The sequence below is a fragment of the Veillonella intestinalis genome (assembly GCF_943193155.1).
Lineage (GTDB): Bacteria > Bacillota > Negativicutes > Veillonellales > Veillonellaceae > Veillonella_A > Veillonella_A intestinalis.
This window is the reverse complement of record NZ_CALPDB010000003.1, coordinates 250,324-275,498: the sequence shown is the minus strand read 5'-3', so window position 1 is coordinate 275,498 and position 25,175 is coordinate 250,324. Positions and strand designations below refer to the sequence as shown.

At 36.8% G+C, this 25,175-nt stretch carries 24 protein-coding genes and 3 tRNA genes; 2 read left to right on the top strand and 25 right to left on the bottom strand.

What is annotated here, in order from left to right; genetic code table 11:
* Positions 1-14: 14 nt before the first annotated feature.
* From NFR44_RS05200 to NFR44_RS05185, 4 genes are all read right to left on the bottom strand, one after another.
* Entirely contained in the window at positions 15-1,199 is a 1,185-nt protein-coding gene (locus NFR44_RS05200) for an ROK family transcriptional regulator (protein WP_251441638.1), read from the bottom strand.
* Between the two features lie 20 nt (positions 1,200-1,219).
* The gene (locus NFR44_RS05195) at positions 1,220-2,374 is read right to left on the bottom strand and encodes a galactokinase (RefSeq protein ID WP_251441636.1); all 1,155 of its coding nucleotides are present in this window, start codon (positions 2,372-2,374) and stop codon (positions 1,220-1,222) included.
* On the bottom strand, positions 2,367-3,362 hold the full coding sequence (gene galT, locus NFR44_RS05190; protein ID WP_251441634.1) for a galactose-1-phosphate uridylyltransferase: 996 nt from the start codon (positions 3,360-3,362) through the stop codon (positions 2,367-2,369). Before galT ends, NFR44_RS05195 begins: the two co-directional genes overlap by 8 nt.
* Before the next feature lie 294 nt (positions 3,363-3,656).
* Positions 3,657-4,853: a helix-turn-helix domain-containing protein gene (locus NFR44_RS05185; protein WP_251441632.1), complete on the bottom strand. Its 1,197-nt coding sequence runs from the start codon at positions 4,851-4,853 to the stop codon at positions 3,657-3,659.
* A gap of 410 nt (positions 4,854-5,263) precedes the next feature.
* Here NFR44_RS05185 and NFR44_RS05180 point away from each other — a divergent pair, with 410 nt between their 5' ends.
* The gene (locus NFR44_RS05180; RefSeq protein WP_251441630.1) at positions 5,264-5,848 is read left to right on the top strand and encodes a hypothetical protein; all 585 of its coding nucleotides are present in this window, start codon (positions 5,264-5,266) and stop codon (positions 5,846-5,848) included.
* A 144-nt stretch (positions 5,849-5,992) separates the two neighbouring features.
* Here the strand turns inward: NFR44_RS05180 and NFR44_RS05175 are convergent, their stop codons facing one another.
* From NFR44_RS05175 to NFR44_RS05140, 8 genes are all read right to left on the bottom strand, one after another.
* Positions 5,993-6,775 (bottom strand): cyclase family protein, encoded by a 783-nt coding sequence (locus NFR44_RS05175; protein ID WP_251441627.1) that lies wholly within the window; start codon positions 6,773-6,775, stop codon positions 5,993-5,995.
* A gap of 157 nt (positions 6,776-6,932) precedes the next feature.
* On the bottom strand, positions 6,933-8,039 hold the full coding sequence (locus NFR44_RS05170; RefSeq protein WP_251441625.1) for an AAA family ATPase: 1,107 nt from the start codon (positions 8,037-8,039) through the stop codon (positions 6,933-6,935).
* Positions 8,032-8,820, bottom strand: coding sequence for a DUF6414 family protein (locus NFR44_RS05165; RefSeq protein WP_251441624.1), 789 nt, complete (start codon positions 8,818-8,820; stop codon positions 8,032-8,034). Before NFR44_RS05165 ends, NFR44_RS05170 begins: the two co-directional genes overlap by 8 nt.
* Before the next feature lie 89 nt (positions 8,821-8,909).
* Positions 8,910-9,458 carry a hypothetical protein gene (locus NFR44_RS05160; RefSeq protein ID WP_251441623.1) on the bottom strand — a complete coding sequence of 183 codons (549 nt, stop codon included), beginning with the start codon at positions 9,456-9,458 and terminating at the stop codon, positions 8,910-8,912.
* 44 nt (positions 9,459-9,502) lie between these two features.
* Positions 9,503-10,453: an alpha/beta hydrolase gene (locus NFR44_RS05155; protein ID WP_251441622.1), complete on the bottom strand. Its 951-nt coding sequence runs from the start codon at positions 10,451-10,453 to the stop codon at positions 9,503-9,505.
* A gap of 115 nt (positions 10,454-10,568) precedes the next feature.
* Complete coding sequence (gene iadA, locus NFR44_RS05150) at positions 10,569-11,747, bottom strand: beta-aspartyl-peptidase (RefSeq protein WP_251441621.1); 1,179 nt, start codon at positions 11,745-11,747, stop codon at positions 10,569-10,571.
* Between the two features lie 20 nt (positions 11,748-11,767).
* Positions 11,768-12,247 (bottom strand): YjiG family protein, encoded by a 480-nt coding sequence (locus tag NFR44_RS05145; protein WP_251441620.1) that lies wholly within the window; start codon positions 12,245-12,247, stop codon positions 11,768-11,770.
* On the bottom strand, positions 12,247-12,900 hold the full coding sequence (locus tag NFR44_RS05140; protein ID WP_251441618.1) for a nucleoside recognition domain-containing protein: 654 nt from the start codon (positions 12,898-12,900) through the stop codon (positions 12,247-12,249). The genes NFR44_RS05145 and NFR44_RS05140 overlap by 1 nt, the downstream gene beginning before the upstream one ends.
* A gap of 290 nt (positions 12,901-13,190) precedes the next feature.
* Between NFR44_RS05140 and NFR44_RS05135 the strand changes: the two genes are divergently transcribed.
* The gene (locus NFR44_RS05135; protein ID WP_251441616.1) at positions 13,191-14,657 is read left to right on the top strand and encodes a catalase; all 1,467 of its coding nucleotides are present in this window, start codon (positions 13,191-13,193) and stop codon (positions 14,655-14,657) included.
* 166 nt (positions 14,658-14,823) lie between these two features.
* On the opposite strand, the gene NFR44_RS05130 is transcribed toward NFR44_RS05135, so the two are convergent.
* The 13 genes from NFR44_RS05130 to menB form a co-directional block, all read right to left on the bottom strand.
* Positions 14,824-16,128 (bottom strand): YjiH family protein, encoded by a 1,305-nt coding sequence (locus NFR44_RS05130; RefSeq protein WP_251441614.1) that lies wholly within the window; start codon positions 16,126-16,128, stop codon positions 14,824-14,826.
* A 277-nt stretch (positions 16,129-16,405) separates the two neighbouring features.
* Positions 16,406-17,476, bottom strand: a complete 1,071-nt coding sequence (locus NFR44_RS05125) for a hypothetical protein (RefSeq protein ID WP_251441612.1) — start codon at positions 17,474-17,476, stop codon at positions 16,406-16,408.
* A 303-nt stretch (positions 17,477-17,779) separates the two neighbouring features.
* Positions 17,780-18,499, bottom strand: coding sequence for a hypothetical protein (locus NFR44_RS05120; protein WP_251441611.1), 720 nt, complete (start codon positions 18,497-18,499; stop codon positions 17,780-17,782).
* Positions 18,500-18,651: 152 nt separating this feature from the next.
* Positions 18,652-18,728: transfer RNA gene (locus NFR44_RS05115), tRNA-Arg, on the bottom strand.
* 129 nt (positions 18,729-18,857) lie between these two features.
* A tRNA-Gly gene (locus NFR44_RS05110) sits at positions 18,858-18,931 on the bottom strand.
* Between the two features lie 10 nt (positions 18,932-18,941).
* Positions 18,942-19,018: transfer RNA gene (locus NFR44_RS05105), tRNA-Pro, on the bottom strand.
* A gap of 226 nt (positions 19,019-19,244) precedes the next feature.
* Positions 19,245-19,508: a VOC family protein gene (locus NFR44_RS05100; protein WP_251441677.1), complete on the bottom strand. Its 264-nt coding sequence runs from the start codon at positions 19,506-19,508 to the stop codon at positions 19,245-19,247.
* The gene (locus tag NFR44_RS05095) at positions 19,396-19,632 is read right to left on the bottom strand and encodes a VOC family protein (RefSeq protein WP_251441610.1); all 237 of its coding nucleotides are present in this window, start codon (positions 19,630-19,632) and stop codon (positions 19,396-19,398) included. Before NFR44_RS05095 ends, NFR44_RS05100 begins: the two co-directional genes overlap by 113 nt.
* Before the next feature lie 12 nt (positions 19,633-19,644).
* Complete coding sequence (locus NFR44_RS05090) at positions 19,645-20,868, bottom strand: chloride channel protein (RefSeq protein WP_251441609.1); 1,224 nt, start codon at positions 20,866-20,868, stop codon at positions 19,645-19,647.
* A gap of 98 nt (positions 20,869-20,966) precedes the next feature.
* Positions 20,967-21,341 (bottom strand): PaaI family thioesterase, encoded by a 375-nt coding sequence (locus NFR44_RS05085; RefSeq protein WP_251441608.1) that lies wholly within the window; start codon positions 21,339-21,341, stop codon positions 20,967-20,969.
* A gap of 95 nt (positions 21,342-21,436) precedes the next feature.
* Positions 21,437-22,651, bottom strand: coding sequence for an o-succinylbenzoate synthase (gene menC / locus NFR44_RS05080; RefSeq protein WP_251441607.1), 1,215 nt, complete (start codon positions 22,649-22,651; stop codon positions 21,437-21,439).
* Between the two features lie 153 nt (positions 22,652-22,804).
* Positions 22,805-24,256: an o-succinylbenzoate--CoA ligase gene (menE, locus tag NFR44_RS05075; RefSeq protein WP_251441606.1), complete on the bottom strand. Its 1,452-nt coding sequence runs from the start codon at positions 24,254-24,256 to the stop codon at positions 22,805-22,807.
* 17 nt (positions 24,257-24,273) lie between these two features.
* The gene (gene menB / locus NFR44_RS05070) at positions 24,274-25,116 is read right to left on the bottom strand and encodes a 1,4-dihydroxy-2-naphthoyl-CoA synthase (RefSeq protein WP_251441605.1); all 843 of its coding nucleotides are present in this window, start codon (positions 25,114-25,116) and stop codon (positions 24,274-24,276) included.
* Positions 25,117-25,175 lie beyond the last annotated feature (59 nt).

Below are 25,175 nucleotides of genomic sequence, written 5' to 3'. Positions count from 1 at the left end.
AGCGGTTCTACCAATTATCGGCCTCCATTGAGCCATACATCACTGGCACGGCGACTACTTAGAATATCTACCATGCCTAACAAAGTATAATAACTACCATTACCGGAATACACCAAATCCACAGACTGTGCACGATGTAAATTTTTCTCTAGCACCGTTCGTAAAATTGGATCCATAGTACCTACCGCATTGCCCATGGCACTACTCAAAATGATGCGTTGCGGATTAATCATGTTATATAAATTCGCTAAGGTAATTCCTAGATATTTCCCCACCCGATTCAAGGCTTCTAAACAAATCTCATCGCCTTCAACAGCGGCTTCATAAATAGGTTCCACACGGAATGCATCAGCTAAAATCTCTTGATTAGTCGCTACTTTAGATAGGCGACCTTTTTTAACTTCAGTCAATACATATTCCCGAATAGCCGTTTCAGAGGCTACCTCTTCTAATCGAGTAAAGGAATTCTGCTTAGTTTCGTCAATATCAATCACAGAATAGCCAATTTCACCAGCATAATCATTGTAGCCCCGATACAGCGAGCCATGATAAATCAAAGAAGCACCTAAGCCATAACTAAATTTTAAAACTAATAGATTTTCAATCCCTTTGCCACTGCCATAATAATATTCACCAGTTGATAAGCAGCGAACATCATTTTCTACATAAGTCGGCAATTGGAACCGTTCTTCTAAAATATATTTAAAAGGAATATTAGTCCATTTACCATTAGGTGAGTAAATGGATATACCTTTCTTAGAATCAACTGGGCCTCGCAACACTAAACCAATAGCAGCTATCGTCCAGCGCATATCTTCAATAATATCTTCAGCGCAATGATAAATTGTATTTAAAATTTCTTCTACGGTTAAACCAATAATAGACTGTTTCATCTGATGAAGTATAACCCCACCAGATTGCACAACATAACAAACTACATTGTGTGTACGCACATGAATAATGAGGAGCATCTCCTTTTGCTCATTAAATTTTAAGAGCATAGACGGGCGACCTAAAGCACTTCGTTCTTGACGATCCTCATAGATGAGACCTTTTTCTGCTAAGGTATTACAAATATTAGTCACTGTCGGTGGCGTAATTCCTGTATTACGTGCAATAATAGCCTTTGAAACAGAGCCATTACGGCGTATATAATTTAATATAATCTCATCATTATTCAATACCTGCTTAGATTGCATGCCTTCACCTCCTCAGGTATTTATAAACTGTAAACGCCATCACCTATTTCGGCATCGTATAAAGTAGGTTCTGTTCCAATAACCGCTTCATATAATTTAGGTACATTTTCTTTAAATGCCGCCACATCTTTAGTAGCCACCAAGGCAATTGCACAACCACCAAAACCGGCGCCTGTCATGCGAGAAGCTAAACAACCTGGTTGTTTGCGAGCAATCTCTACCATCGTATCTAACTCTAAGCCACTCACTTCATAATCATAACGCAACGATGTATGAGATGCCGTAATAATTTCAGCAATCTTTGCTGTATCACCAGCTTTTAAAGCCTCCATAAAGGCTAACACTCTCAGATTTTCTGTAATGACATGCCGTGCCCGACGACGTAATACATCATCAGCAATTAGATCTAAATCAGCTTCAGTTCCTAGCGCCAACGCTTCAAGCGGGTAATGTTTTTGAATCTCTGCCCACGCCGCATCACATTCTGCTTTACGCTCATTAAACTTAGAGTCTACTAAGCCCCGCTTTTTATTGGTATTCATAATAATAAGGTGATAATCACCCCAGTTGAGGGGCACATGCTTAAATTCCATAGCTGTACAATCGAGGAGTACGCCATGACCTTCTTTGCCATGACTAATAGCAAATTGATCCATAATCCCCACCTTGACGCCTACAAAGTTATACTCTACTTGTTGCGCCATTTCAGCAAGTTTAGTCCGATCAATAGGCGTTAATCCTAACTCGGTCCATAGCATATAACCAGTTAAATCTAAAATACAAGCCGAGGACGATAACCCCGCCCCTGCTGGCAAATTGCCACTGTAAAATAAATCCATACCAGACAATGTGTGACCTGCTTTTTTTAGAAACTCTATAATCCCAAGGGGATAATTAGCCCAATCATGGACTGGATCATATACAAAATCATCATGTATGTCGACCACCACTGTGGTTTCCATATTTTCAGAATAAAGACGAACTTTTGAATCGTCCCGTAGGCGCATAGCTCCCCAAATCCCACAGGTTAAGGCCGCAGGAAATACATGACCACCATTATAATCTTGATGTTCACCAATAATATTCACACGCCCAGGGGCGAAATAGCAATCAATGGGCTTTCCAGTATCTCCGAATTGCTCAATAAATTTAGCTATTAGTTCCGCTTTATTCATTATTCATATCTTCCTTTTCTAAAATTTGATCAACTAGCTTGCGTAGTACAGGGGCTGTTTCCTCTACTGCACTCGTATTGGCGGCCGCCCAAGCCCCCATTTCAGAAGATGCATAATATTTAATCTTATTAGCTTCTCTAAATGGTGGGTAAAACTCAATATGGAAATGGTAATAATCTTTAGCCTTAGCATATTCAGGACTATTCACTGGCATTTGATGATATACCATCATATATGGGAATGGCGCTTTGAATAATTCATCAAAAGCCTGTGTTACTACTTTTAAAATGCGTGCTAAATCTTCCCGTTCTTTAGCCGTACAATCTGATAGCATTCCCAAATGGCGCTTTGCTACGATAAATACACCATACGGATAATCTGTAAAGAACGGAATATAGGCAACAAAACTGTCATTTTCTGCAACAATACGTTTATCTGAATCTTTTTCTTCTTCGTTCATTTGGCAAAGTAAACAGCGTTTCCGTTTTTCATAGTGCTCTTTACAATTACGAAGCTCCGTTTCAATCTTCTGTGGCACAAAAGGATAGCCATAAATTTGGCCATGTGGATGCGGCATCGTTACACCCACCGCTTCCCCTTTATTTTCAAAAGGATATACATATTTAATGCGTTCATCTGCACTTAACGCCGTACAACGATCAGCAATTAAATCCAATAGTTCCACAATATGAGCCACCGACAAATCATAAAATTTCACATTATGTCGTGGCGAGTATAAAATTACTTCACATTTGCCATAATTTTCAGCACTTTTGTAGAAACCACCATCCCAATACGGCGCTTCAGGATGTTGGGTCAACGCAGGAAAATCATTATCATAAGCATATACAGTAAATTCTGAAGGTACCTTTTTCCCTTCCCCAGGGCAAAACGGACACCAATCTTTTGGCATATTGGGACGCAATTTACGGTTTGATGCGACCATCGTCCATGTGCCGAGCAATGGATTCCATCTTAATTCTGACATATTATCCGCTCCTCGCACTTAATAAACTACTTAAGAAAATATATTATAAATATATTTTTTCATATGTCACCCTTTTTTTCAAGCCACAAACAACAATAGACCATACCAATTTCACATACCACACAGACAATCAAAAAAGAGGCCATAAAGTCGCATAAAACTTGCAACTTTATAACCTCTTGACGATATATTTTATAACTTATCAACAAAAAAGTTAAGTATTTACTTAATTTCTTAATTAAGTATAACCTAAAAACATATATAAAAATTTACACGACTCTCATCTTAGCCCATTTATTTCTTTTCTTTACTGATTAAATCTGTTAAATCAGTTTCAATCACATTAGCCATTAAATCTTCGTATGAAATATCATCAGTTAAAGCCTCTTCATTTACGTGACCATATTCATTATTGGCTTGATCCCATTCTCGTCGCTCTGCTTTTAGACCATGTTCATCAAGAATTTCATCATCATAACCAGCTAAGAGTGGATTATGTCGTGATTGACTAGCCATAGCTTGTGTCGTTACAGTTTTTTCTTTTTTCGCCTTAGTTGAAACTTTGCCGTCCTTTTTAGCGCTTCCATTGGCTACGCCGTCCTTCACCTCTTGTAAAGCATTCAACAACGCACTGGTATCTGTATTTTCACCGATATTACGCCATACTTCCAATTCATCACTATCTACTAAAGTAAACAAATATGCCCATACAATACGATTATACCGTCTAAAGTCAGTGACTACGCGAGCTACTTTAGATTCAATTCCTACTTCTTTAGCCACTTCTTCAATAGTATGCAATAATTCTACCGTATGACCATTGGCAATAGATTTAACACAAGAAGTTACAATTTCACCCATTCGTTCGTGTAACGCCACTTCCGCTTTAGCGCCAGCCTTTGCTTCATAAATTTTACGCAGTTTAGAACGAACTAACATAGCTTCTTCGGAACCAATATGCATGAAAACAATGCTCATTCCCTGATCATCAAGGCGTTCACCGAATAAGCGAGTCATCCCCGCTTCGCTGATAAGAAATGTGCCATCACTTTCACGACATTCAGTTTCATTAAAACAATTAAGCCCCGTTCCTTGACAAGCTTTGATGACCGCAGTCAAACCAACTTCCCACAACTTAGCCGCCTCGCTATCGGTAAAGACTTGATCAACCACCGGAACGGCTTGTTTTTGAGTCGGCTTTTTAATAGCTAACTCAGCTAAGGTGCTGGTGCTATGAGCCTCGAAATAAGGCTTTTCAAACTCATAACGAGCCTGCCCTACCATCTGAAGCAATACATCTTCAGGTTTCTCATAATACCGCCCGTGAAACGGATCCTTCCCATACCAATTAACCACTACATCATCAATGACTACGAGTTGAAGTGTATCATATACGGACAACGTCCCTTTTTCAATGGCTTTACTTACTTGCGCAGCTAACGCCAAATACCCCTTCCTCATAGCCTCTGAATCACAACGGAATTCTCGCATTCTACACATCCTTCCTGTCAAACCCGCAAATCCGTCAATCCTTTTATAAGTTATATAAAGATAACTCTCTATATAATTAATATAATAGATATTCTTCCATATCCTATAATAACAATAAAATTTAATATATGCTAGAGTTAATGTCATAAAAATCATATATATTATACATTTTTAGAATAATAATTGCAGCAAGTATTCATTTTATGAATTCCAACTAATTTTTCTCAAATTTTAGACTATTTTTGTCAGTAAAATCTTCGTTAACCAAAGGTCAATCTAGCAATTAAATTGTTAAAAACTAATTTTTTCGTCCATTCCCTTGAAATTATTGTTCTTTTTGTGTTATAATAAAAACATAGAAAATAATCGATATTCAAATTGATGTTCATTTTGAAGGGAGTTTAGATATTATGAAATTACAAAAAACATTACTTTTAGGTTTAGCATTCGCAACAGTAGCAGGTGCAGCTTCTGCAAAAACATTACCAGCTGATCAATGGTACTGGGTACATTCTGACAAAGATTACACAACTCGTGTTAATGTACAATCCATTAACTACGATGTAAATACTGATACAGCTGATTTCCAAGCAGCTGCTGTAAACCCTAACACTGGTCTTACAGATGTTGTTACTTACAAATTAGACTTTGCTAACAACACAATTTACACTTACCAAAAAGATGTGTACCCTAACAACTCTGAAAACGTACAAAGCACTTCCAATGCTAATGGTGCAGGTCATGCAATCCAACCTAACACAGCTGACGCTGCTTTAGAAAACGTAGTAGCTAACCTTGCTAACCGTAACTATCAGTTAAAAAACAAACCTGATATTGCAATCACACCAGCTGAAGCACAACAGAAAAAAGTAGAAGATGCTAAAATCGCTGCCACTTGGCAAAACGCTAAAGTAAAAAGCGCTAACGAATTCCAGAAAACTGATGTAATCATCGAAAACACTGACACTGAAGCAGCTCAACCTGAAAAGAAATAAGCTTGCTTTAAACAAATAAAGTAGTTAACCTACTTCACCTTACACCTTACCACATATGAATAGTGAATAGGCAAGTATAACAGTTGTATGCATTGCTCACTATTAGTAAAGCCCCCTCGGCCTAGGCCGAGGGGGCTTTTGTGTTTATTCATTTTCAACCAATGCAAATACGCGCGCTGTAAAGCCTGTACCATTCTTTAACCGTGGGAAGGTTACAAAAATAATCGTACCTACTGGTGGCAACTCATCTAAATGAGCTAACACTTCTACTTGTATTCTATCTTGAGATAAAATATATTGTTCAGCGGGCAATGGATGGCAGTCTGGTTGAAATGCACGAATCGCTGCATCCGTATCTGCTGTTTCATGACCAATAGCGCCAATATTACGCTCTTTTACCAAAAATTCTAATGTAGGAATAGGCCAACCTGGAGAATGTGGCTTTCCTTCCTCATCTTTATTTTCAAAATCATTGGCCGGGCGTTTATACCAATCTGTTCGAAAGGCTACAAAAGCACCTTCAGGAATCCGACCATGTTCCGCTTCAAAAGCTAGAATATCTTCAACCGATAATTCATAATCTGGATTTTTTGCCACTGCACTAGATTTATCTATAACAACTAATGGATATACCATTTCTTCAACACGAAGTTGATCTTGAGTTCGTCCTTTAGGGTCAAAATGAATGGGTGCATCTACATGTGTACCATATTGCCCTACCACAGTATATTCTTTAATCTGCATAGGCGCTGCAGTCCAAGTATCCCCTTCTTTTTTGTTCTCAGGATAATCATACAGCACGGTTTCTTTTAAAGGCTGGAATCCCCACCAATGCGGCGTTTCAGGACTTAATTCATGTGTTAAATCAACAAATCGATATTTTGGCGATTTCCATGCCGCCACCTGTTCCCATAAATGTAAACTCATAGTCTCTCCTCTTTTCTCTTGATAAAATTGATAAAAAATTCTCTTTTCTCTATGTTTACCTTGTTAGGTAAACATCCGTTTGTATACGGTAGATATATTATAACATTGAGGGAAGAAAATAGAAATTCATTTATAAAAACTGCACTATAAATTACCTTTACTTATACTTTTCACTAACTAATTTTGTAAATACAAAATCATTTACGACCCTCTCTATTTCTCTAGAATTCCTTAATCGATTTGCATTTTTTAATAGTACATCCAAACACTCTTTATAATTAAGTAGTTGTTTATCCATTTCACCTAATCTCGCAAATAATTCAATAAACTTCTTACCAATCAGCTCTTTTACATATATTTCCGATAAATTTCTATATTCAATAAAAGCATCAAACCGATTATAAATAGCATCTCCAACAGCATTTCTAATCTCTGCTAAATCCAAAAAATTAGACGTGCAAATAATTATACTATTCTTCAAATTCACTTTATAATTTTTATCGCTAAATGAACCTTCATCAAACATTTCATAAAATGCACTATAAAAAATATTATTAGCCTTATCAAATTCATCAAATAAAATTACATTACTTTCTCTATTAAGTAAATCTTGGGCAAGTGATGAGCTTGTATGTTTTGAACCAAAAACATAATTAGAAAACGATTCATTTTGATACATTGAAAATTGTCTTCTAAAAAGTTTCTCTCCGACCAAATTTGAAATAAACTTTGCAGTCTCAGTTTTCCCAACCCCAGAAGGACCATAAAACAACATCACTAATGGTTTTTCTTTATTATATCCTTCTGACAATTTATAAAAACTTGTCATTAATTTATTCTTTACGTTTGTCTGCCCCAATATTGTTTTTTCAAAGCTTTGATTAAAAACATCGATATTGTTCGCTGTAATTTTTTTGTACTCATATACTTTTATATTTATTTTCTGATAAAAGCTATTAAGTTGATTCAAAATTATTTCTGGTGGATTTTGAAAATACAGATTTTTAATCTTTACTTCTTTAATTATTGATAAAAAACCATACAAACCAGAATCACTTAATCTTGAATATTCCTCAGAAAAAACCACTAGATTATTTATACTTCTCTTCTTTCTTACCTCTGGTTTCATCTTGTCTGTTACAAATCGATATTCTTTATTTTTCTCATCCAGTTCCTGTATTAACTTTGATAATGACTTATATCTAATATTTTTAGGTAAAATATCTTTAAACCCTTCAGTTGGCCCCCAAAAAACATTAATCATTTGCTACTCCTGCCAATATTACATCATAAACATCAGCTTTGAACTCATTTTTTCTATCATAACTTTCACTAGCCAGTTCATAACCATCAACTTCATTAATTTCATTTACATATTGAAACTCCTTTTCCCCTTCTAAACTACGTAAATCAATACACCCAACTTTTACCGCATGATAATCTAACTCCATTTTCACTAAATCCGCCAAAGAGTAAGAATTTTTAAACGACTTTAAATTAAATCGCAAAACATCTACTCTATCATGTGTCTTTAATATCATTTCAAAATAACCTTTTCCCTTAACTATTGCCTCATCCATCATACCAATATTAAGATTAAATTCACCTAACTGCATCTTCCCCTCAGTCATAATCATATAAGGGGTTAACAATTTCATATGACTTAATGATTTTGGATATGGATATACATTTGCCCTATTAAATTTTTTAATACTAATATCATTCTCAACTAATTCTAAATAATCAGTTAAAACTGTATTTGTTAAAACCTGATTTATCAGCCTTTTTGAATTATACCCCATAGCCACAGTAGCGCTACCACTAACTTTGGTTTCACCTTCAAGCCCCAATAAAAAACTCACTAAATTTCTACCAAATCCGGCACTAAAGCCGCCTTTAATCTTTCCGCCCCCCTCTAATTCTCTTTCTCTATTAGCAGTTTCTTGTTCCAAAAATGCGCCCTTATTTTTCATATAAATTAAATCTGTTGCAGCTTCTTCATCAAAATACACAATCTTCAAAAATGGTATTTTTTCCTTATCCATAACCTAAACTCCTATTATATGCCTAAAAAATTTAATTAATTATAGAACAACATTGGACATAAAATTAAAAATATCTAAACATACTAATTTCATAACATACAGTCCCACTTATTTCGATTATTTTTAATTTCCCTTTTTAAGCTATCATCATGGCAAAAATAAACTAAAAGCCAACATAAACATTGCAAGGCATTTCCTATAATTTTCATATCTTTTTTATCATATGCATGTTTAGATCCATGAAATAAATTACATCTAACACCGTAGATAATTTTTAAATATCCCTTAAGCCATTTTCTCAACTCACAGGAATAAATATCATAACCTCTATAAGGAGCTGTTAAATACCAATTTCGTTGCATATTCTTTATATCATTTTCAGTAAAAAATTGGAAACATTCTTTTGATTTAAAAAAATTAATATCTATTGTATGATGAACATTTAATGATTTTATTATCGCAGATAATTCATTACGAGATTTTACCTCTCCAGTATCCCCATCCTTAACAAATAAATATTCACCATAGTAAGAATTAAATGCAAACCAAACATAAATAAATTTCTCTATAACCCCCTGTTCTCTATCTTCTGTAAAAGCATATTTAATCCAATTTAATTGTAAATTTGATTCTAACATATTTAGCCCCCTCAAACTCATACTAATCATTTCAATAACTACTTTCATTTAACTAATGATAATATTCTATAAAACCAACTCCTTATTTGTTCCCACACCGATAGAGCTTTATCATCTTCTAATCTCCCCTTTACGACATCTGAATTTACAATAAACTTCGTCACTATGTCCGCTACTGCTGGCATATTCTGGGTAAATTCATGATCATAGCCATCAAGAATTTCTAATTCCACATTATCATACATATTAGCAAATTCCTTACTATAACGAGTAGGCACCATTTCATCTTGACTACCATGAATGATTTTTACTGGGCCTGTATATTCCTTTGCCGTTTCATAAATTGGCAAGTTATATGCACTTTTAAAATAATTTCGTCCTACTCGCACACCGCTAGGTAATTCAATATATTCAGGCATTGTATCCACATTAAATTGAATCCCGAATATACCGCTCCCCAAGGCCCCATCTTTGATATTACTAGCGGGGGCTAATAAAACTAAACTCTGAATTGCTGTTTTACCTTCTTCTCTACTTAATTCACCCGCTAACATACTAGCCACCACGCCACCTTGCGAATGACCTACCAAAGAAATCGTTGTGACTGCTGGCAATTGTTTCACATACGTGTATATCCTCTTAGCATCCTCTATTTCATTTGGTACAGTCATATCTTGAAAACGCCCTTCACTTTCACCATGTCCATTAAAATCGAAGCGAACAGAGGCAATTCCATTAACCTCTAATCCATTAGCAATGAGCTCTAATAATTTGTAATCTTTGCTCGCAGAAAATCCATGCATAAGAATAACCATAGGGTAATTTTCTAAACTATCAGGTGTTTGTATAATAGCAGCTAACTCACCATGATCACCAGCAATTGTGGTATTAACGGTTTTTGCACTAACATTAGATATACTACAAAGTACAACAGCCATAACTATACTGATCCCTAATACTAATTTTTTATATATGCTCTGTATGACGTGTCTCAAATTAATGGCCTCCTACAATATTATTCAGCTAACTATTATCATAAAATAAATTATAACATAGAAAAGCGAGCCCTTTCTGAGCTCGCTTTTTATCAGTTAAATTTCTTCAAAATCATTATTCAAAGGTTCCTTTAACAATTGGACACCCTTTATCAACCATTAATCGCCCTTTTGCCCATACTTGATTAATTTCAAAACTATCATCAATAACTACAAAGTCTGCATCTTTTTGTTCTTCTACATATCCTTTCCTACCACTAAGTTTTAGTGCATCCGCTACATTTGAAGTAATTGTGCATATTGCTGTTTCAAGAGGAATCTGTTCTAATTGGACCATATCTCTCAATTCTGAAAAAATAGAACTTTGATCTCCAACACCTACACCAATTGTATTCCCTGCTTCATCAAAAATTGGCATACTCCCCATTCCATCAGAACTCATTAGAATCTGTTTTAATGGGACTCCACTGTCTAAGGCCCTCTTTACTGCCGTACTAGGTTTTACAGCAGTGCCCGTCTTGCCAGGCACAATACCAGAGGTTATATCCATATATCCTCCATCTTTTGCCCATTGAATGCCTTCTTTAAATAAGTTTTCATTTCTATTTATATGAGTTGGTATAAATTGAGTTCGAGGAATTTCACCTTCATCAGCAATAGCAAACAAATAGGATAGACCCGTTTTACCATCTCCCATATGAATATTTAGCACACCAGCTTTACCACTTAACATTCCCCCTACACGAGCTTCCCCAGCTAACCGCTTATAATCTTCTAATGTAGGTTGAGAGGATCGATGATCGCTCATAGCAATTTCCCCTGGACCAATAACTTTATCTATCATCATTATATCTTTTAAAACACTCCCAGTTATGGTCGGTGTAGGTAACTGATAAGCTCCAGTATAAATATAAGTAGTTAAACCTTCTTGTTCCAAGCCATATGCTTTAGCTAATAAACTTTCCACATGACGAGCTATTCCATCCGTGCCTAAAAGTCCACAAACAGTTGTTACTCCACAAACTGTAATTTTAGATAGTACGGCTTCAGGTGTTCTTGTTTGAAATCCACCTTCTCCACCACCACCAATAATATGAGCATGAGAATCTATAAAGCCAGGAACTAAACGTTGACCTTCCAATTCATATATTTTTACTTGTGGCAATGCGTCAAATTCTCCACTATTCCCAATTGCCGCAATCTTTTCACCTGCAATCAAAATATCTTTCTTACCAAGAGCTGCTGGTGCGTATACATCCACATTTTTCAATAGTTTAAAAAAATTTTCAGTCATGACTCCACCTCCAAAGCATTTTATAATACCATCATTAATAGTCTCGTAGCCCAAATCGCTAATAATGCATTAATGTAACAGATTATTACTATAGCAACATAATGTTTTGAATTAACTCCTGCTATCCCTAAGCATCTACCAATATTCTGTATTGGATTACCAATTAAATAAATAGCTGGCACAAGTGAACTCAACTGAATAGGATCCACAATATTACTCGTATATAAACTCACCAAAACACCAATGCCACCACCCATACTCATAAAGGCAGCTACTAAAACTGTTGCCGCTTCACCTGGTAGTCCCCATAAAGCCATAACAGGAGTAAATACTTCGCCAATAATTTTTAGTAAACCTGTCACATCTAAAATTCTAATTAGCACAAACGCCATTAATACATTTGGCAAAAGACTTTTTACCCCTATATCATAGCCATTTCGGGCCCCTTCAATAAATAAATCTAATAAGTTCTTTTTTACTACTGTCTCTTGATTAGCCATTAGCTTACCTCCTTATGAGATGATTTACTTATCATGGCAAGATATATGCGTAGTAAGTTAGCTCCTACAATTTTAAAGACCAACATTATTACAATAGGTGCAATAATAGGAATTTCCATAAAACCAAATACGGCTGCACCTGAAGAAAAATAATTCGTCACAAAAGCACTCGCGCTTGTCTGGTACATAATAACTATCGAACGTTCTTCATCTGTTATCTGTTTTGTATCAACCAATTCTTTAACCATTCCAGCCGCCGCATCCGTACTTTGCATATTGGCAATATTAGCTAATGCGGTAATACCTGAAACACCTAACAATGGTTTTAAAATTGGTGTCATTAGTTTTTGAGCCGCCTTTAATCCGCCAAGGCCGTCAACCATATTAACGATTCCCAATGCTAAAATTACAGTTGGAATTAAAGTAATAGCAAATAAAAATCCATCTTTGGCTCCATATCCACCACTCCCCCTAAAATCAACTGCTTTCTCAGCTATAATACCAGTCTTACCAAACGAGCCAGCTAATACATTAAAATCCAATACTTTTAACCAGGAGTCCACATTCGAAAATATTCCTGAAAATAATATAATTGCGACAAAAAAAGCAATATATCCTTTTATAGGGACTTTTAGTTTTTCTTCCTTTTCCATACGCCGTACCTCCTAATACCAATTAATTACCTACATCATTTACACTTATTAATTCCCTCCCCTCAAACTAAGTTTTTATCCAGTGTATGATTGTATATTACTACTAATACAAAATAATATCAAATTTAATATATTTCACATATTTTATCGAAATGCATTCGTCACTCCCACATTTTGCATAACCTCTTGTACATCGAAAATATTAATGCTATAATATTATTAACAACGGATAATAATTATCCATTACTTAGACATTAATAAACTAGTAAGTACTAAGGAGGACAGACAAAATGAGTGACAAAAAGAAATTAACCACTGCTTTTGGTGCGCCCGTGCCGGACAACAATAATAGCATGACTGCCGGTAAGCGTGGTCCCGTTTTGATGCAAGATGTGTGGCTCATGGAAAAATTAGGCCACTTTGCTCGTGAAGTAATTCCTGAACGTCGCATGCACGCCAAAGGCTCTGGTGCTTTCGGCACCTTTACTGTAACAAACGACATTACCCGATACACAAAAGCTAATATCTTCTCAGAAGTTGGCAAAAAAACTGATTTATTTGTTCGCTTCTCCACAGTAGCCGGTGAACGTGGCGCTGCCGATGCAGAGCGAGACATTCGTGGTTTTGCTGTTAAATTCTACACCGAAGAAGGTAACTGGGATTTAGTTGGCAACAATACACCCGTATTCTTTATTCGCGATCCATTACAATTCCCTGATTTAAACCGTGCTGTAAAACGCAATCCTAAAACTAACTTACGCGATGCTACCGCTAACTGGGATTTCTGGACCAGCCTTCCCGAAGCCATTCATCAAGTCACCATCGTAATGAGTGACCGTGGTATTCCATCTTCCTATCGCCATATGCACGGTTTTGGTAGCCACACTTACAGTTTAATTAATGCTAAGGACGAACGGGTTTGGGTAAAATTCCATTGGGTTTGCCAACAAGGTATTGAAAACTTAACCGACCAAGAAGCAGCCAATCTAGTAGCCAACGATCGCGAAAGTCATCAACGTGATTTATTTGATGCCATTGAAAATGGCGATTTTCCAAAATGGAAATTGTTCATTCAAGTCATGACTGAAGAACAAGCGAAACAGATGCCTTACAATCCATTTGATTTAACCAAAGTTTGGTACCATGATGAGTTCCCTCTAATCGAAGTGGGCGTAATGGAGTTGAATCGCAATCCAGAAAATTATTTCCAAGATGTAGAACAAGCAGCTTTCGCACCGTCTACAATCGTACCAGGTATCAGTTTCTCGCCAGATAGAATGTTGCAAGGTCGTTTATTCTCCTATGCTGATGCACAGCGTTACCGCTTAGGCACTAACTATCACCAAATCCCTGTTAACGCGGCTAAATGTCCTGTTAATATGTATCATCGTGATGGCCTTGGCCGTGTAGATGGTAACCATGGTAGCACTATTGGTTATGCGCCAAATAGCTATGGCGAATGGGCTAATCAGCCAGAATTTAAAGAGCCCGCCCTTGATGTAACTGGTCCGGCCTACCAATATGATTTCTACGAAGATGATTCTGATTTCTTCACCCAACCAGGCAAGTTATTCCGACTTATGAAACCAGAGCAGCAACAAGCGCTCTTTGAAAATACAGCACGAGCTATGGATGGTGTACCTGATTTCATTAAAGAACGTCATGCTAAACATTGCTATCAATGTGATCCTGCTTATGGTGAAGGTATTGCCAAAGCTCTAGGTATTACCGTTGACTTTTCAAAATTAAATGACTAAGGTAAGTTAGATATTAATTACCCATAAGAAAACCGCCTTATAGTTGTGTAAAACAACTATAAGGCGGTTTTTAATATTTATTTCAAAATACTTTTACTATCTAAGCACTTTCATTATCTAAGTACCTTTAACTATCTACGTACTTTTAACTACATACGTACCTTTACTACATAAGTAATTTCACTGCATAAATAACAGGCACAGAAATTAAAACTGATAAAGCTACACGTTCGAACCAAATGATAAAGTAATCACTTAATTTAATTGGAATCTCAGTAGCCATCATACATGGAATCGAAGCAGAGAAGAACAATACTTCGGAAACACAAGTAATAGCAACTAACATGCGCGCTTCAAAGCTTAAATGAGTAACTAACACAGCTGGTAAGAACATTTCAGCAATCCCCAAAGATAACGCTTTCGCTACAAGGAATGGCTCTTCAAAGCCCGTAACAAATGTAAATGGATATAAGAGATAAGCGAGTACATTAAATACCGGCGTGTGGTTAGCAATAACAATGCCAAGCACGCCAATAGCCATCAAGGACGGAGCAATTTTGAGGGCCAAATTTAAACCATCACGTAAATGGTGATATGTACCTACAATAATACCATCTGCTTGAGCCGCTGTTTCCATAGCCTCTTCAAAAGCTACTTTAAATTTATCTTGAACTACTGTCTTTTCGACATTGCCTTGCACACCTTGATAGTATTCATCAGCTTTGCGACTGATTGGATAAATACGTGCAGTCACTGCGGTTACTAAGAAAGTAACAATAACCGTTGCCCAGAAATATAAGTTCCATACATCTAATAAATTAAGAGTTTTAGCAACGATAATCATAAACGTAGCTGATACCGTGGAGAATCCAGTAGCAATAATAACTGCTTCTTTTGCGGTATATTTACCTTCTTTATATACACGATTCGTAATTAATAAGGCTACAGAATAACTACCAACGAAAGAGGCCACCGCATCAATGGCTGAACGACCAGGTGTTTTCCAAAGAGGGCGCATAATTGGCCGCATAAATACACCAACAAATTCCATAAGACCATAGTTAATTAATAAGGCCAAAAAGGCTGCCCCAATCGGCACAATTGTAATTACAGGCACTACAATTTTAGAGTAAATAAAAGGAATCGTGTCTTTGTTCATCAAGAATTCTGGGCCTGTTTTCATCAGTGCCATATATACAAAAGGAATGGCCAAAATATTTAAAACAGAAAAAATTGTAGTCGTTGTATTTTTGTTCCACGTTCTAGTAATAAAGGGCAATAAGGCTCCAATAACAACTAAAAGCCCGCCATATACTTCCTGAAAATATGGGATTTTTAAAATATAGGAAACTACGTGATCTAGAGGAATTGTTGATTTTCCACCGATAGTTACGGGTATGAAAAATATAATAATACCTAAAATACTAAAAATAACAAACCTCATCACATGTTCCATTGAATACTTTTTCATAATCATCACCCTTAATTATAAACTACTTACATTAAAAATCCTTCCTTTACTACAAAACATTAATAGCAATTCACTATGTATAATCTATATCAGAATAAATCTTGATACCTTAAGTCCATTTTACTGTACTAAAGTCTATACATAGTCAAATAAATAAACCACTATTTTCAATTTTTTAATAGTTTAATAAATTATTCTGATAATATTAAAAATTATATTATTTGCCATCTAATATAAAATAGTCGTTTTTTTGACATTATGTGATATATATTATCTACTACTTATTCACTGATTCCGTCATATCATATAACTTATACATCACCTCTTCGTATACAGCAAGTTGTACGTCTTTTTTAGTGACTACACAATCTATAAACAGCCAAGTATGATCAACTAACTCTACACTTGCATAATAACCGTCCTTATAAGGACCTACATATATACAATCGCGTTCTCCAAAGCGAGGTGCCAGCCACACTTCCTTTATATCCTCTTGATTTCCCCCTACTACAGCCCCCGGTTGTACATGTCTCACTTGTGAATTAGTGTCCCCTATTTTCCTATATTCATATCCTCGTTCTTCTAAATAGAGTTTTACTACATCCTCTAACATGCGTACTGTGGCGGCTCGAATATTAACCAATCGACCATTTAAAATCTGTAGTGCTTCCGTGTACTCTAATTTATTTTGTGCTTTTTTATCAATACTGCGCAGTACCGTTTCAGCTTGTTTAAAGATAGCAACACCTAACCGTGGTGTTACAGGCTCTTGATGACAAGCAATAAAATATTGTTCACTCTGACTCCGATAATATGTATCTTCACTCGTATCTTCATTGCGATGCTTATAAATACTGGTAAATTTTTCATCGTCCCCTAAAAATGTTTTAATAGCTTCTGAAAAAATCGTCTCTCGCTCACCACTAATCCCTGTGAAACGCCGTACAGTATATCCCTCTATAATGTGCAGTGCCCGCTGATGCTCAAAGGTTTTCTCCAAAGCTAGTAATAAATCTCGTTTCACCGCTTTAGTCATCCCCTTTAATACATGTGTCTTCGTATCAATACAGCACAAAAAAGCTATGCCCTGCACATCTCGTTTAATTAATTTGGAAATAATCGGATTGTGCTTCAGATGATATAATTCCGCAGATGAAGGATGTGTGTCCATAGTATTGGTATCCATATAAACCGCCACTACTTTATCCGCACTACCTTTGATAGATGCTAACTCTTGAATACTAAGTTGAGCCTCATCAATATAATAATGAATATATGATTCTATATTCTGCGGATTAAAGTCTTCAATACATTCAACAGCAATCGTATCCTCTGAATCTACTTTCATAATATAAAAGAGATCCCTCTTAATTTCTGTTAGCTTTACTTGATGAAATGTTGGTTGCTCACTTTTTAGTAACACCATAGTCATCACACTCTCTCATAGCAATCACTACCTGTACAAATTTTATGAATATTACAATTCTATGTTATATTACAAATTTTATATTATACTATTCTCCATTAACCTATATAAATTCCTTTTTTACAAATATATAAAATATGCAAAAAAGCCCTCAAATGTGATGTATTTCTCTCACACTTGAGGGTTTTTATATTGAAACTACTTAATAGAATCTACTTCAATCTATTAGTAGCCTACTTGTTTTGCTAATTCAATCATTTCATCATGAACAGCTGGTAATGATTCAGTTTCTACAGAATCAAATGTTTCCACTTCCGTTGTTTTCAATGTATTAGCATCATAATTTAAACGGTATTTACTGTAATATACAGTATCAGTTTTTAAGTCATATGCCATATAACGGGCAAACATATCTGGCGTATTATCCGTTAAGAAGCCATAACTAACTAATTCTAACACATCTTTATTTACTCGAATTGGTTGTACATATAATCTAAAATCAGAATTTACGAAACCTGTATCAAGTACATACTTTGATAAGTCAGTAAAGTTATTTTGAATATACTGTTTGTCATATGATGCTGGTAAATTTGCTCGTGATGTTAAAGTCATTGGCAATTTTCCATTAGCCTCTTGCTTCTGAACTTGAGCTTGCTGTTTCTTATCTGCTTTATCATTTTGTTGTTGCAAGCGCTCATTAAGCTGCTCATTAATAGAATCTAAATTCCCACGCAATAGCTGTTCAATAGCTTTTGCCTGCCATTCTAAATTCTTCTTATCATTGCCAGAATTATAATTTGCATTATATTTTGCATTAATATTTGCATTTTCATTTGGTTTAGTATTATCTGCAGCCTTAGCTGTATCATTCAATAACGGAGTTGCCACAACTGCCAATAATCCTGCCGCCATAAGGCTACGTTTTAAAGCATTAGTCATTTTCATATATTGTTCCTCCCTTAATTAACTATATCTATATTTTACGATATAGTTATGAAGATATCATGGAGATGGAAATACAAAAAAATCACCGAAAAAATTACCGAAAATTACAAAAATAGCGAATAGCTCAACTCGAACTATCCGCTTATTTACTGTGGTGATCCAGGAGAGATTCGAACTCCCGACCCACGGCTTAGAAGGCCGTTGCTCTATCCAACTGAGCTACTGGACCATATGAAATTAAAAAAAGAATTTTTCACCGTATATATTATACACTAACCATTATAAAAAATGCAATTCAAGTCAGTTTGAATTACTATAATTTCAGCATAATATACAGAAAAAATTCCACATAAAAAAATGGAGCGGGTGAAGGGAATCGAACCCTCGCGACCAGCTTGGAAGGCTGGGGCTCTACCATTGAGCTACACCCGCAATAAAAAAATGGTCGGAGCAGCAGGATTCGAACCTGCGACCCCCTGGTCCCAAGCCAGGTGCGCTACCAAACTGCGCTATGCCCCGATTTAAAAGAAATACTATTCTTTTCGTCGTGCTTGTTATTTACTCTTTCGCAACAACAAAGTTATTTTATCACAAGTAAAAAATGTGTGCAAGTACTTTTTTTGAAAATTTTTAGTTTTTTCTTATTCGCTTACGAACCTCATTGCAAAGTAAAATTTAAATTTATTTTTAAATAAACAACTCTCCTGAATAAGCTACAACTAATTAGCTTATCCCCTACTATTTTTTATTTCACGCCCTCATAACAACACAATTCCACTAAATTCCCATCCCCATCGCGCAAATAAACGCTTTTCATCGGTCCTAAAGCACCATTCCGGTCTACAGGACCTAATTCAATTGGATATCCTTTAGTAGTAATATCATTAACTACTGCTTCAATAGGCCCTTCCACAACTAAGCACAAATCTAAACTTCCATAAGTTGGATATTGCGCAGCTGGTAAAAATTCTGCTTTTTTTCGTATGAATATTAAACTTTTGACTCCCAAAGTGCAAAGCATAACGCCCTTTACTTTCTTGAACAGTCATCCCCAGTATATCTACATAAAAATGTAAACACTTAGCTAAATCTTGCGTTGTAATAACTAAATGATCTAAGCCTTTAACCTGCATAGCTAAACCTCCCTACACTTTTTCTTTAAACCACTGCTGTGTCAACATCCCCATCCCCATAGCTAAGGCAATCGGGAATAATAGTTCCACAGAAAAACGTGATAATTCAAGCATAAATACCGCTGATGTAAGTGGCATTTTTTGTGCCAGGCCAAGAAATACAACAGCCCCTAAAAAAGCAGCTAAACCAATGGAAATAGGGCCAACCATAGCACTCCAGGCTACCGCTAATGCTAATGCTAATGTACTTCCTAACATCATGGATGGTGTGATTTTACCACCATAGGCGCCTGCTACCAAAGCCAATAATACGGCAACCCACTTAGTAGCAAATAAACCTAACGCATATTCCCAACTAACTAATTCAGCAAAAGTTAACTGATTGCCTGGCTTACCATTGCCTAAAATAGCAGGAAAATACATAGCCATTACACCAACTAAACCAAAAGCTACTACTGCCAAAGCAATCATCTTAGGGCTTTTACAATCAAATTTAGGTAATTTAGCCTGTGATTTATCAAAAAAAACAACCGTAAGACCAATAATAATCCCTAATACAACAGCAAATTCAGCAAAAGCACCCACTATAGCCGGCTGTGGCATATCGTACTGAATCGTATCACCTAAACCTAAACGAACGATAAATGTAGCCACCCCACAAGCAACAAAAGCTGAGCTTAATGCTCGCATATTCCAAGTTAATAATAGTGTTTCTAACACGAAAATAGTAGCTGATACAGGCGAATTATACACTGCCGCCAAACCAGCCCCAGAAGCACAAGCTATTAATAAGGCTTTATTCTCTTTAGTTACCTCTACATACCGCATAACCCAGGTAATCAAGGCCGAAGTCGCTTCTCGAGGCGCCACTTCTCGTCCAAGCGGTGAACCCATCCCTACAGTGATAATCTGCAAAGTAGCATGCAACAAAGTAGTGATTGGTGGCATTTCCTTTGTCACATCTTTGACAGCATCCTTAACATCTACTAATTTTCCACCATAGCGATGAATCAATACCCAACCTACACCACCTACAAGGCCACAGGCTAACAGTGCCCACAGTCGATGCTCACCACTCACTTGAGCTACACCCATACCAAAGCTATAGCCATCAGCACTGCTATAGTTATACATAGCATGTTGAATGACATGTAAGAGGTTCGTAAATACTATCCCTACTATCCCTGCCAAAATTCCAACTAGCACCACTAGGCTAAATGTCTTACGTTCTAACATACAAACTAAACTCCTATACTTATTTTGCTGTACTAACAAACTATTTAGTCTTTTCTATCATTACTTAATCTTTTATTACACTAATAAATGCCACAAGCCTATTTTTCCATACGAATCAATGCATTCACAACGGTTACCTGAGAAATAAGTTCATCTTGTTCATTCGTCAACTTAATCTCCCATACATGATTTCGCTTGCCATTATGTAACAAGGTTCCTTTAGCTTTTAATACACCCTCAGCTTTCATAGCCTGTAAGTGCTGGGCTGTAACAGTCTGACCTACCCCAACATACATACCTTCCCCCATATGATTACTAGCCATACCAGCAATCGCTTCACAAAAAGCGATGGTAGCACCACCATTTAGGTAACCAAAAGGTTGTGCATGAAAAGTAGATAACTGCATAGCACTTTCAAAGCCTGTATCGGTCATATTCACATATTGTATCTGTAACTGATCAACTAAATTCATTATTTTATCCTTACATTTATATTTATATTTATATTTACATCTATATTTATCTTTATCTTAGCCTTAGCTCTCATTTCACGAGCAAACTAATACAGCTAACAAAATTCTTGACAATCTAATGCGTACGCCTTCAACTGCTTTGTATCAATCGCCGTTCCTAAACCCGCTTCAAAATCAACAGGCATATAGCCTTTTTGAAATTGAATCGGTGTTGTAATAATATCTCGTTCAAAATAACGGTTCATGTCAGACAAATCGCCGGCCATCCAGGTATCTGCTAAGGCTGCCAATTGTACATGCATATATTTTGAAATACCACTTTCCACCATGCTACCAATCCAATAGCCAATCTGCTTTTCACGACAATATGCTAAGCAACGCAGTGTTTCACGTAAACCACCTAAACGACCAATTTTAATGTTCAACAGATCTAGCCAACCCGTTTCATACATAGCTTGCAACTCTCGAAGTGATTGTACACTTTCATCAAAGCATATAGGACTTTGAATAGCCTTACGCAAACTTTGAGGCAACGAAGCATACACTGTAACCCCCGTCTCGCCTTTTGGTATCTGAAACGGCTCTTCTAAGGAGCGTAAATTATAGGCATTTAAGGCTATTATATCATCCACTTGTTCAAGAGAAAAACTGCAATTAGCATCGCCAGCTAATATAATCTGGGGAAAGGCTTCACGAACAGTTTGCACCCGTAAAACCGCATCACGAGGTGTCAATTTTAATTTAATTCGGTCACATCCCTGTGCCTCATGAGTGGCTACTGCTGTTAATAATTCACTAATCGGCATATCTCCTAAAACAACACCAGATGCTATATTTCCATTCTTATGACCAGGTACTAATTCATCAATAGTAGACAAACCTTGTTCCCCATAATAGGCGTGAAGCAAGGCATTTTCAAGACCAGCCCAAGCCATAGGATAGTGAACACGCAAAGCATTAGCCTCTATTGGCAAGACATGATAACAGTCCCAGGGGCTCTGCAAAGTTTTACCAATGAAGAACGGCAGCCACGTAGTCTCCAGTATTTGTTTACTCTTAGACAACGTCTCTGCCGTATAAAAGGGATCCGTAAATGCCACTACTTCACCATAGCTGGTATAACCTGTAGTCGTAGTCACTTCAATAATTAAACTTTCTCGTGTCTTTACAGTGCCTTGAGCTGTTTTAAAAGTAAAGCGCAAGGGCAAAGCAATATGCCACAACTTAATAGTTGCTATAGTAATTGCTGGCTTATGAGTGACTGCCTTATTGTCTTTACCACCTGTCCCTATAATTTCTAGTTTCGCCATGCCCTCACACCTCCTTTTGTATAATAAATCCTTCAGCAATACAGTAAAACAATAACATAACCAAGATACTAAGAACCTGACTGTTAGCTATTGCGATTGGCGATTTACTATTAGCTATTGCCTATTGCCTATTACCTATTGCCTATTGTCTGATTACATATCTGCCGCTTCTTCCATTAAAGTACGACGCATAATTTTACCTGAATTATTGCGTGGTAATTTAGCTAAGCGACAAATCGCTTTTGGTTGTTTATAACGCCCTAAATGATTGAGTAAATGTTCTTTAACCGCTTTCACAGACGCCTCGCCAGCGTAATACAAAATAGGAACCTGCCCCCACCGTTCATCAGTCTTAGGCACTACTGCACATTCTGTAATCCCCACTAGACGATATAAACAGTCTTCTAATTCTTTAGGATAAATATTTTCACCACCAGAAATAATAATATCTTGTCGGCGATTGACTATATATAAATAGCCATCTTCGTCTAAATATCCCATGTCATCCGTATTGAAAAAACCTACAATAGGCGGTTGCCCTAAATAGCCCGTCATCAGCATAGGTGACTGCAACCAAATCTCACCAATCCCCGCTTCATCAGGATTACGAACTTCAATGACAACCCCCGGCAGCGGTTTACCTACTGCTTCACATTTGGCAGGCTTAGCCAACACATTAACCGTTGCACTTTGGGCAAATGTCTCTGTCATGCCATAGGTTTTAAAAATTGGCATCTGCTTAGCTAAACACACATCTACCAAAGTATTAGGAATAAATTCGCCCCCTAAGAGAACAACGCGCAACGCATGCGTAGTAATTCGATCTACAATACGTTGTAACACGGTGGGCACTAATGAAACCATGGTTAGTTTACCAGAAGTAATTGCCTCTACCACACGGTCTTCCTCAAAAGAAGACATAATCGTAGCCGCCGTACCATTATACAGAGTGCGCAAAATAATAGATAAACCCGAAACATGAAACATAGGTAACACAGTTAACCAATTATCCTGTGAATCTACCCCTAAAACTTGAGCCGATGCCTTCACATGGGCTTCAATTTGCCCCCACCGTAAAGGCACCGATTTAACGGTTCCTGTTGTAGCACTAGTATTCATAATCGCCGCTATGGCTTGATCCATTAAAGGCGGTACCAAAAGGCCTTCAAAGCATTGAACTAACCGAGTCCGTGTCGCCTTATCCATAGGAGGTAACTTAGGCCAAGTGCGCCAGGCCACTTCATTAACAAAGCTATGATGAGGCCGACAAAAACGACCATTGCAGGTTTCTTCTACCTTTTCTTGCACCCTTGGAGAGGCAAAAATCAATTTTACTCCCAATGCTTGTGCCTGTTCTTCTTGTTCAGCAACCGTCAAATGAGGATTAACTAAAAAGACTTCTTTTCCTAAAGACCATAAAGCAAATAAAGTTATGGCCATATCCACAGAATTTTCACTACAAAGGCCTAAGCGCATATCGTCACGCACGACGGACTCTAAAAAGCCCGCTTGCAATACAGTGCATTCATAAATCGTTTTATAAGTATAGCCATCAAGAAAGGGCTGGTTTGGTGTTGCTTGCGCCCGCTCGCGTAACCATCGCATATACTAAGGGCCTCCTATCAAGGGAATTTAGGGAATTGTTTGAAATTAGGTTTACGTTTTTCTTTAAAGGCATCACGGCCTTCTTTAGCTTCATCAGTAGTGTAGAACATAAGCGTAGCATCACCACCAAATTGTTGTAACCCAGCTAAACCATCTGTATCAGCATTGAAGGAAGCCTTTAAGAAACGAAGTGCCATTGGGGACAATTGAAGAATTTCTTCACACCATTTTACCGTTTCTTCTTCCAATTGTTCAAAAGGAACTACTGTATTAACAAGACCCATATCTAAGGCTTCTTGCGCTGTATATTGGCGACATAAGAACCAAATTTCACGCGCTTTTTTATGACCTACTAAGCGGGCTAAATAGCCAGCACCATAGCCAGCGTCAAAAGAACCTACTCGAGGACCTGTTTGACCAAATTTAGCATTTTCAGAAGCGATAGAAAGATCACATACAATGTGAAGCACATGACCCCCACCAATAGCATAACCATTAACCATAGCAATAACTGGTTTTGGCGTAATGCGAATCAAATGTTGTAAATCAAGAACATTCAAACGAGGAATGCGATCTTCACCTACATAACCACCATTACCGCGTACACTTTGGTCACCACCAGAGCAGAATGCTTCTTTATTCACATCGCCACCATGGTTAGCACCGGTCAAAATAATAACACCCACTTCGGTATCATCACGAGCAATCGTAAATGCATCAATTAATTCCACCACCGTTTTAGGACGGAATGCATTGCGAATCTCTGGACGATTAATAGTAATTTTAGCAATGCCATTATATGTTTCATAAATTACATCTTCATAACCACGATCTAATACTTGCCAATCAAATTTGCTCATAATAAGCCTCCTTTTAAATCAAAACAATATATATAATTACCTTTATCATTTTGCACGTA

Bases quoted from the DNA above. Each gene is read 5' to 3' on its own strand.
- NFR44_RS05200 (WP_251441638.1), bottom strand. From the start codon at position 1,199: ATGCAATCTAAGCAGGTATTGAATAATGATGAGATTATATTAAATTAT.
- NFR44_RS05195 (WP_251441636.1), bottom strand. From the start codon at position 2,374: ATGAATAAAGCGGAACTAATAGCTAAATTTATTGAGCAATTCGGAGAT.
- galT (WP_251441634.1), bottom strand. From the start codon at position 3,362: ATGTCAGAATTAAGATGGAATCCATTGCTCGGCACATGGACGATGGTC.
- NFR44_RS05185 (WP_251441632.1), bottom strand. From the start codon at position 4,853: ATGCGAGAATTCCGTTGTGATTCAGAGGCTATGAGGAAGGGGTATTTG.
- NFR44_RS05180 (WP_251441630.1), top strand. From the start codon at position 5,264: ATGAAATTACAAAAAACATTACTTTTAGGTTTAGCATTCGCAACAGTA.
- NFR44_RS05175 (WP_251441627.1), bottom strand. From the start codon at position 6,775: ATGAGTTTACATTTATGGGAACAGGTGGCGGCATGGAAATCGCCAAAA.
- NFR44_RS05170 (WP_251441625.1), bottom strand. From the start codon at position 8,039: ATGATTAATGTTTTTTGGGGGCCAACTGAAGGGTTTAAAGATATTTTA.
- NFR44_RS05165 (WP_251441624.1), bottom strand. From the start codon at position 8,820: ATGGATAAGGAAAAAATACCATTTTTGAAGATTGTGTATTTTGATGAA.
- NFR44_RS05160 (WP_251441623.1), bottom strand. From the start codon at position 9,458: ATGTTAGAATCAAATTTACAATTAAATTGGATTAAATATGCTTTTACA.
- iadA (WP_251441621.1), bottom strand. From the start codon at position 11,747: ATGACTGAAAATTTTTTTAAACTATTGAAAAATGTGGATGTATACGCA.
- NFR44_RS05145 (WP_251441620.1), bottom strand. From the start codon at position 12,247: ATGGCTAATCAAGAGACAGTAGTAAAAAAGAACTTATTAGATTTATTT.
- NFR44_RS05140 (WP_251441618.1), bottom strand. From the start codon at position 12,900: ATGGAAAAGGAAGAAAAACTAAAAGTCCCTATAAAAGGATATATTGCT.
- NFR44_RS05135 (WP_251441616.1), top strand. From the start codon at position 13,191: ATGAGTGACAAAAAGAAATTAACCACTGCTTTTGGTGCGCCCGTGCCG.
- NFR44_RS05130 (WP_251441614.1), bottom strand. From the start codon at position 16,128: ATGAAAAAGTATTCAATGGAACATGTGATGAGGTTTGTTATTTTTAGT.
- NFR44_RS05125 (WP_251441612.1), bottom strand. From the start codon at position 17,476: ATGAAAGTAGATTCAGAGGATACGATTGCTGTTGAATGTATTGAAGAC.
- NFR44_RS05120 (WP_251441611.1), bottom strand. From the start codon at position 18,499: ATGAAAATGACTAATGCTTTAAAACGTAGCCTTATGGCGGCAGGATTA.
- NFR44_RS05095 (WP_251441610.1), bottom strand. From the start codon at position 19,632: ATGCAGGTTAAAGGCTTAGATCATTTAGTTATTACAACGCAAGATTTA.
- NFR44_RS05090 (WP_251441609.1), bottom strand. From the start codon at position 20,868: ATGTTAGAACGTAAGACATTTAGCCTAGTGGTGCTAGTTGGAATTTTG.
- NFR44_RS05085 (WP_251441608.1), bottom strand. From the start codon at position 21,341: ATGAATTTAGTTGATCAGTTACAGATACAATATGTGAATATGACCGAT.
- menC (WP_251441607.1), bottom strand. From the start codon at position 22,651: ATGGCGAAACTAGAAATTATAGGGACAGGTGGTAAAGACAATAAGGCA.
- menE (WP_251441606.1), bottom strand. From the start codon at position 24,256: ATGCGATGGTTACGCGAGCGGGCGCAAGCAACACCAAACCAGCCCTTT.
- menB (WP_251441605.1), bottom strand. From the start codon at position 25,116: ATGAGCAAATTTGATTGGCAAGTATTAGATCGTGGTTATGAAGATGTA.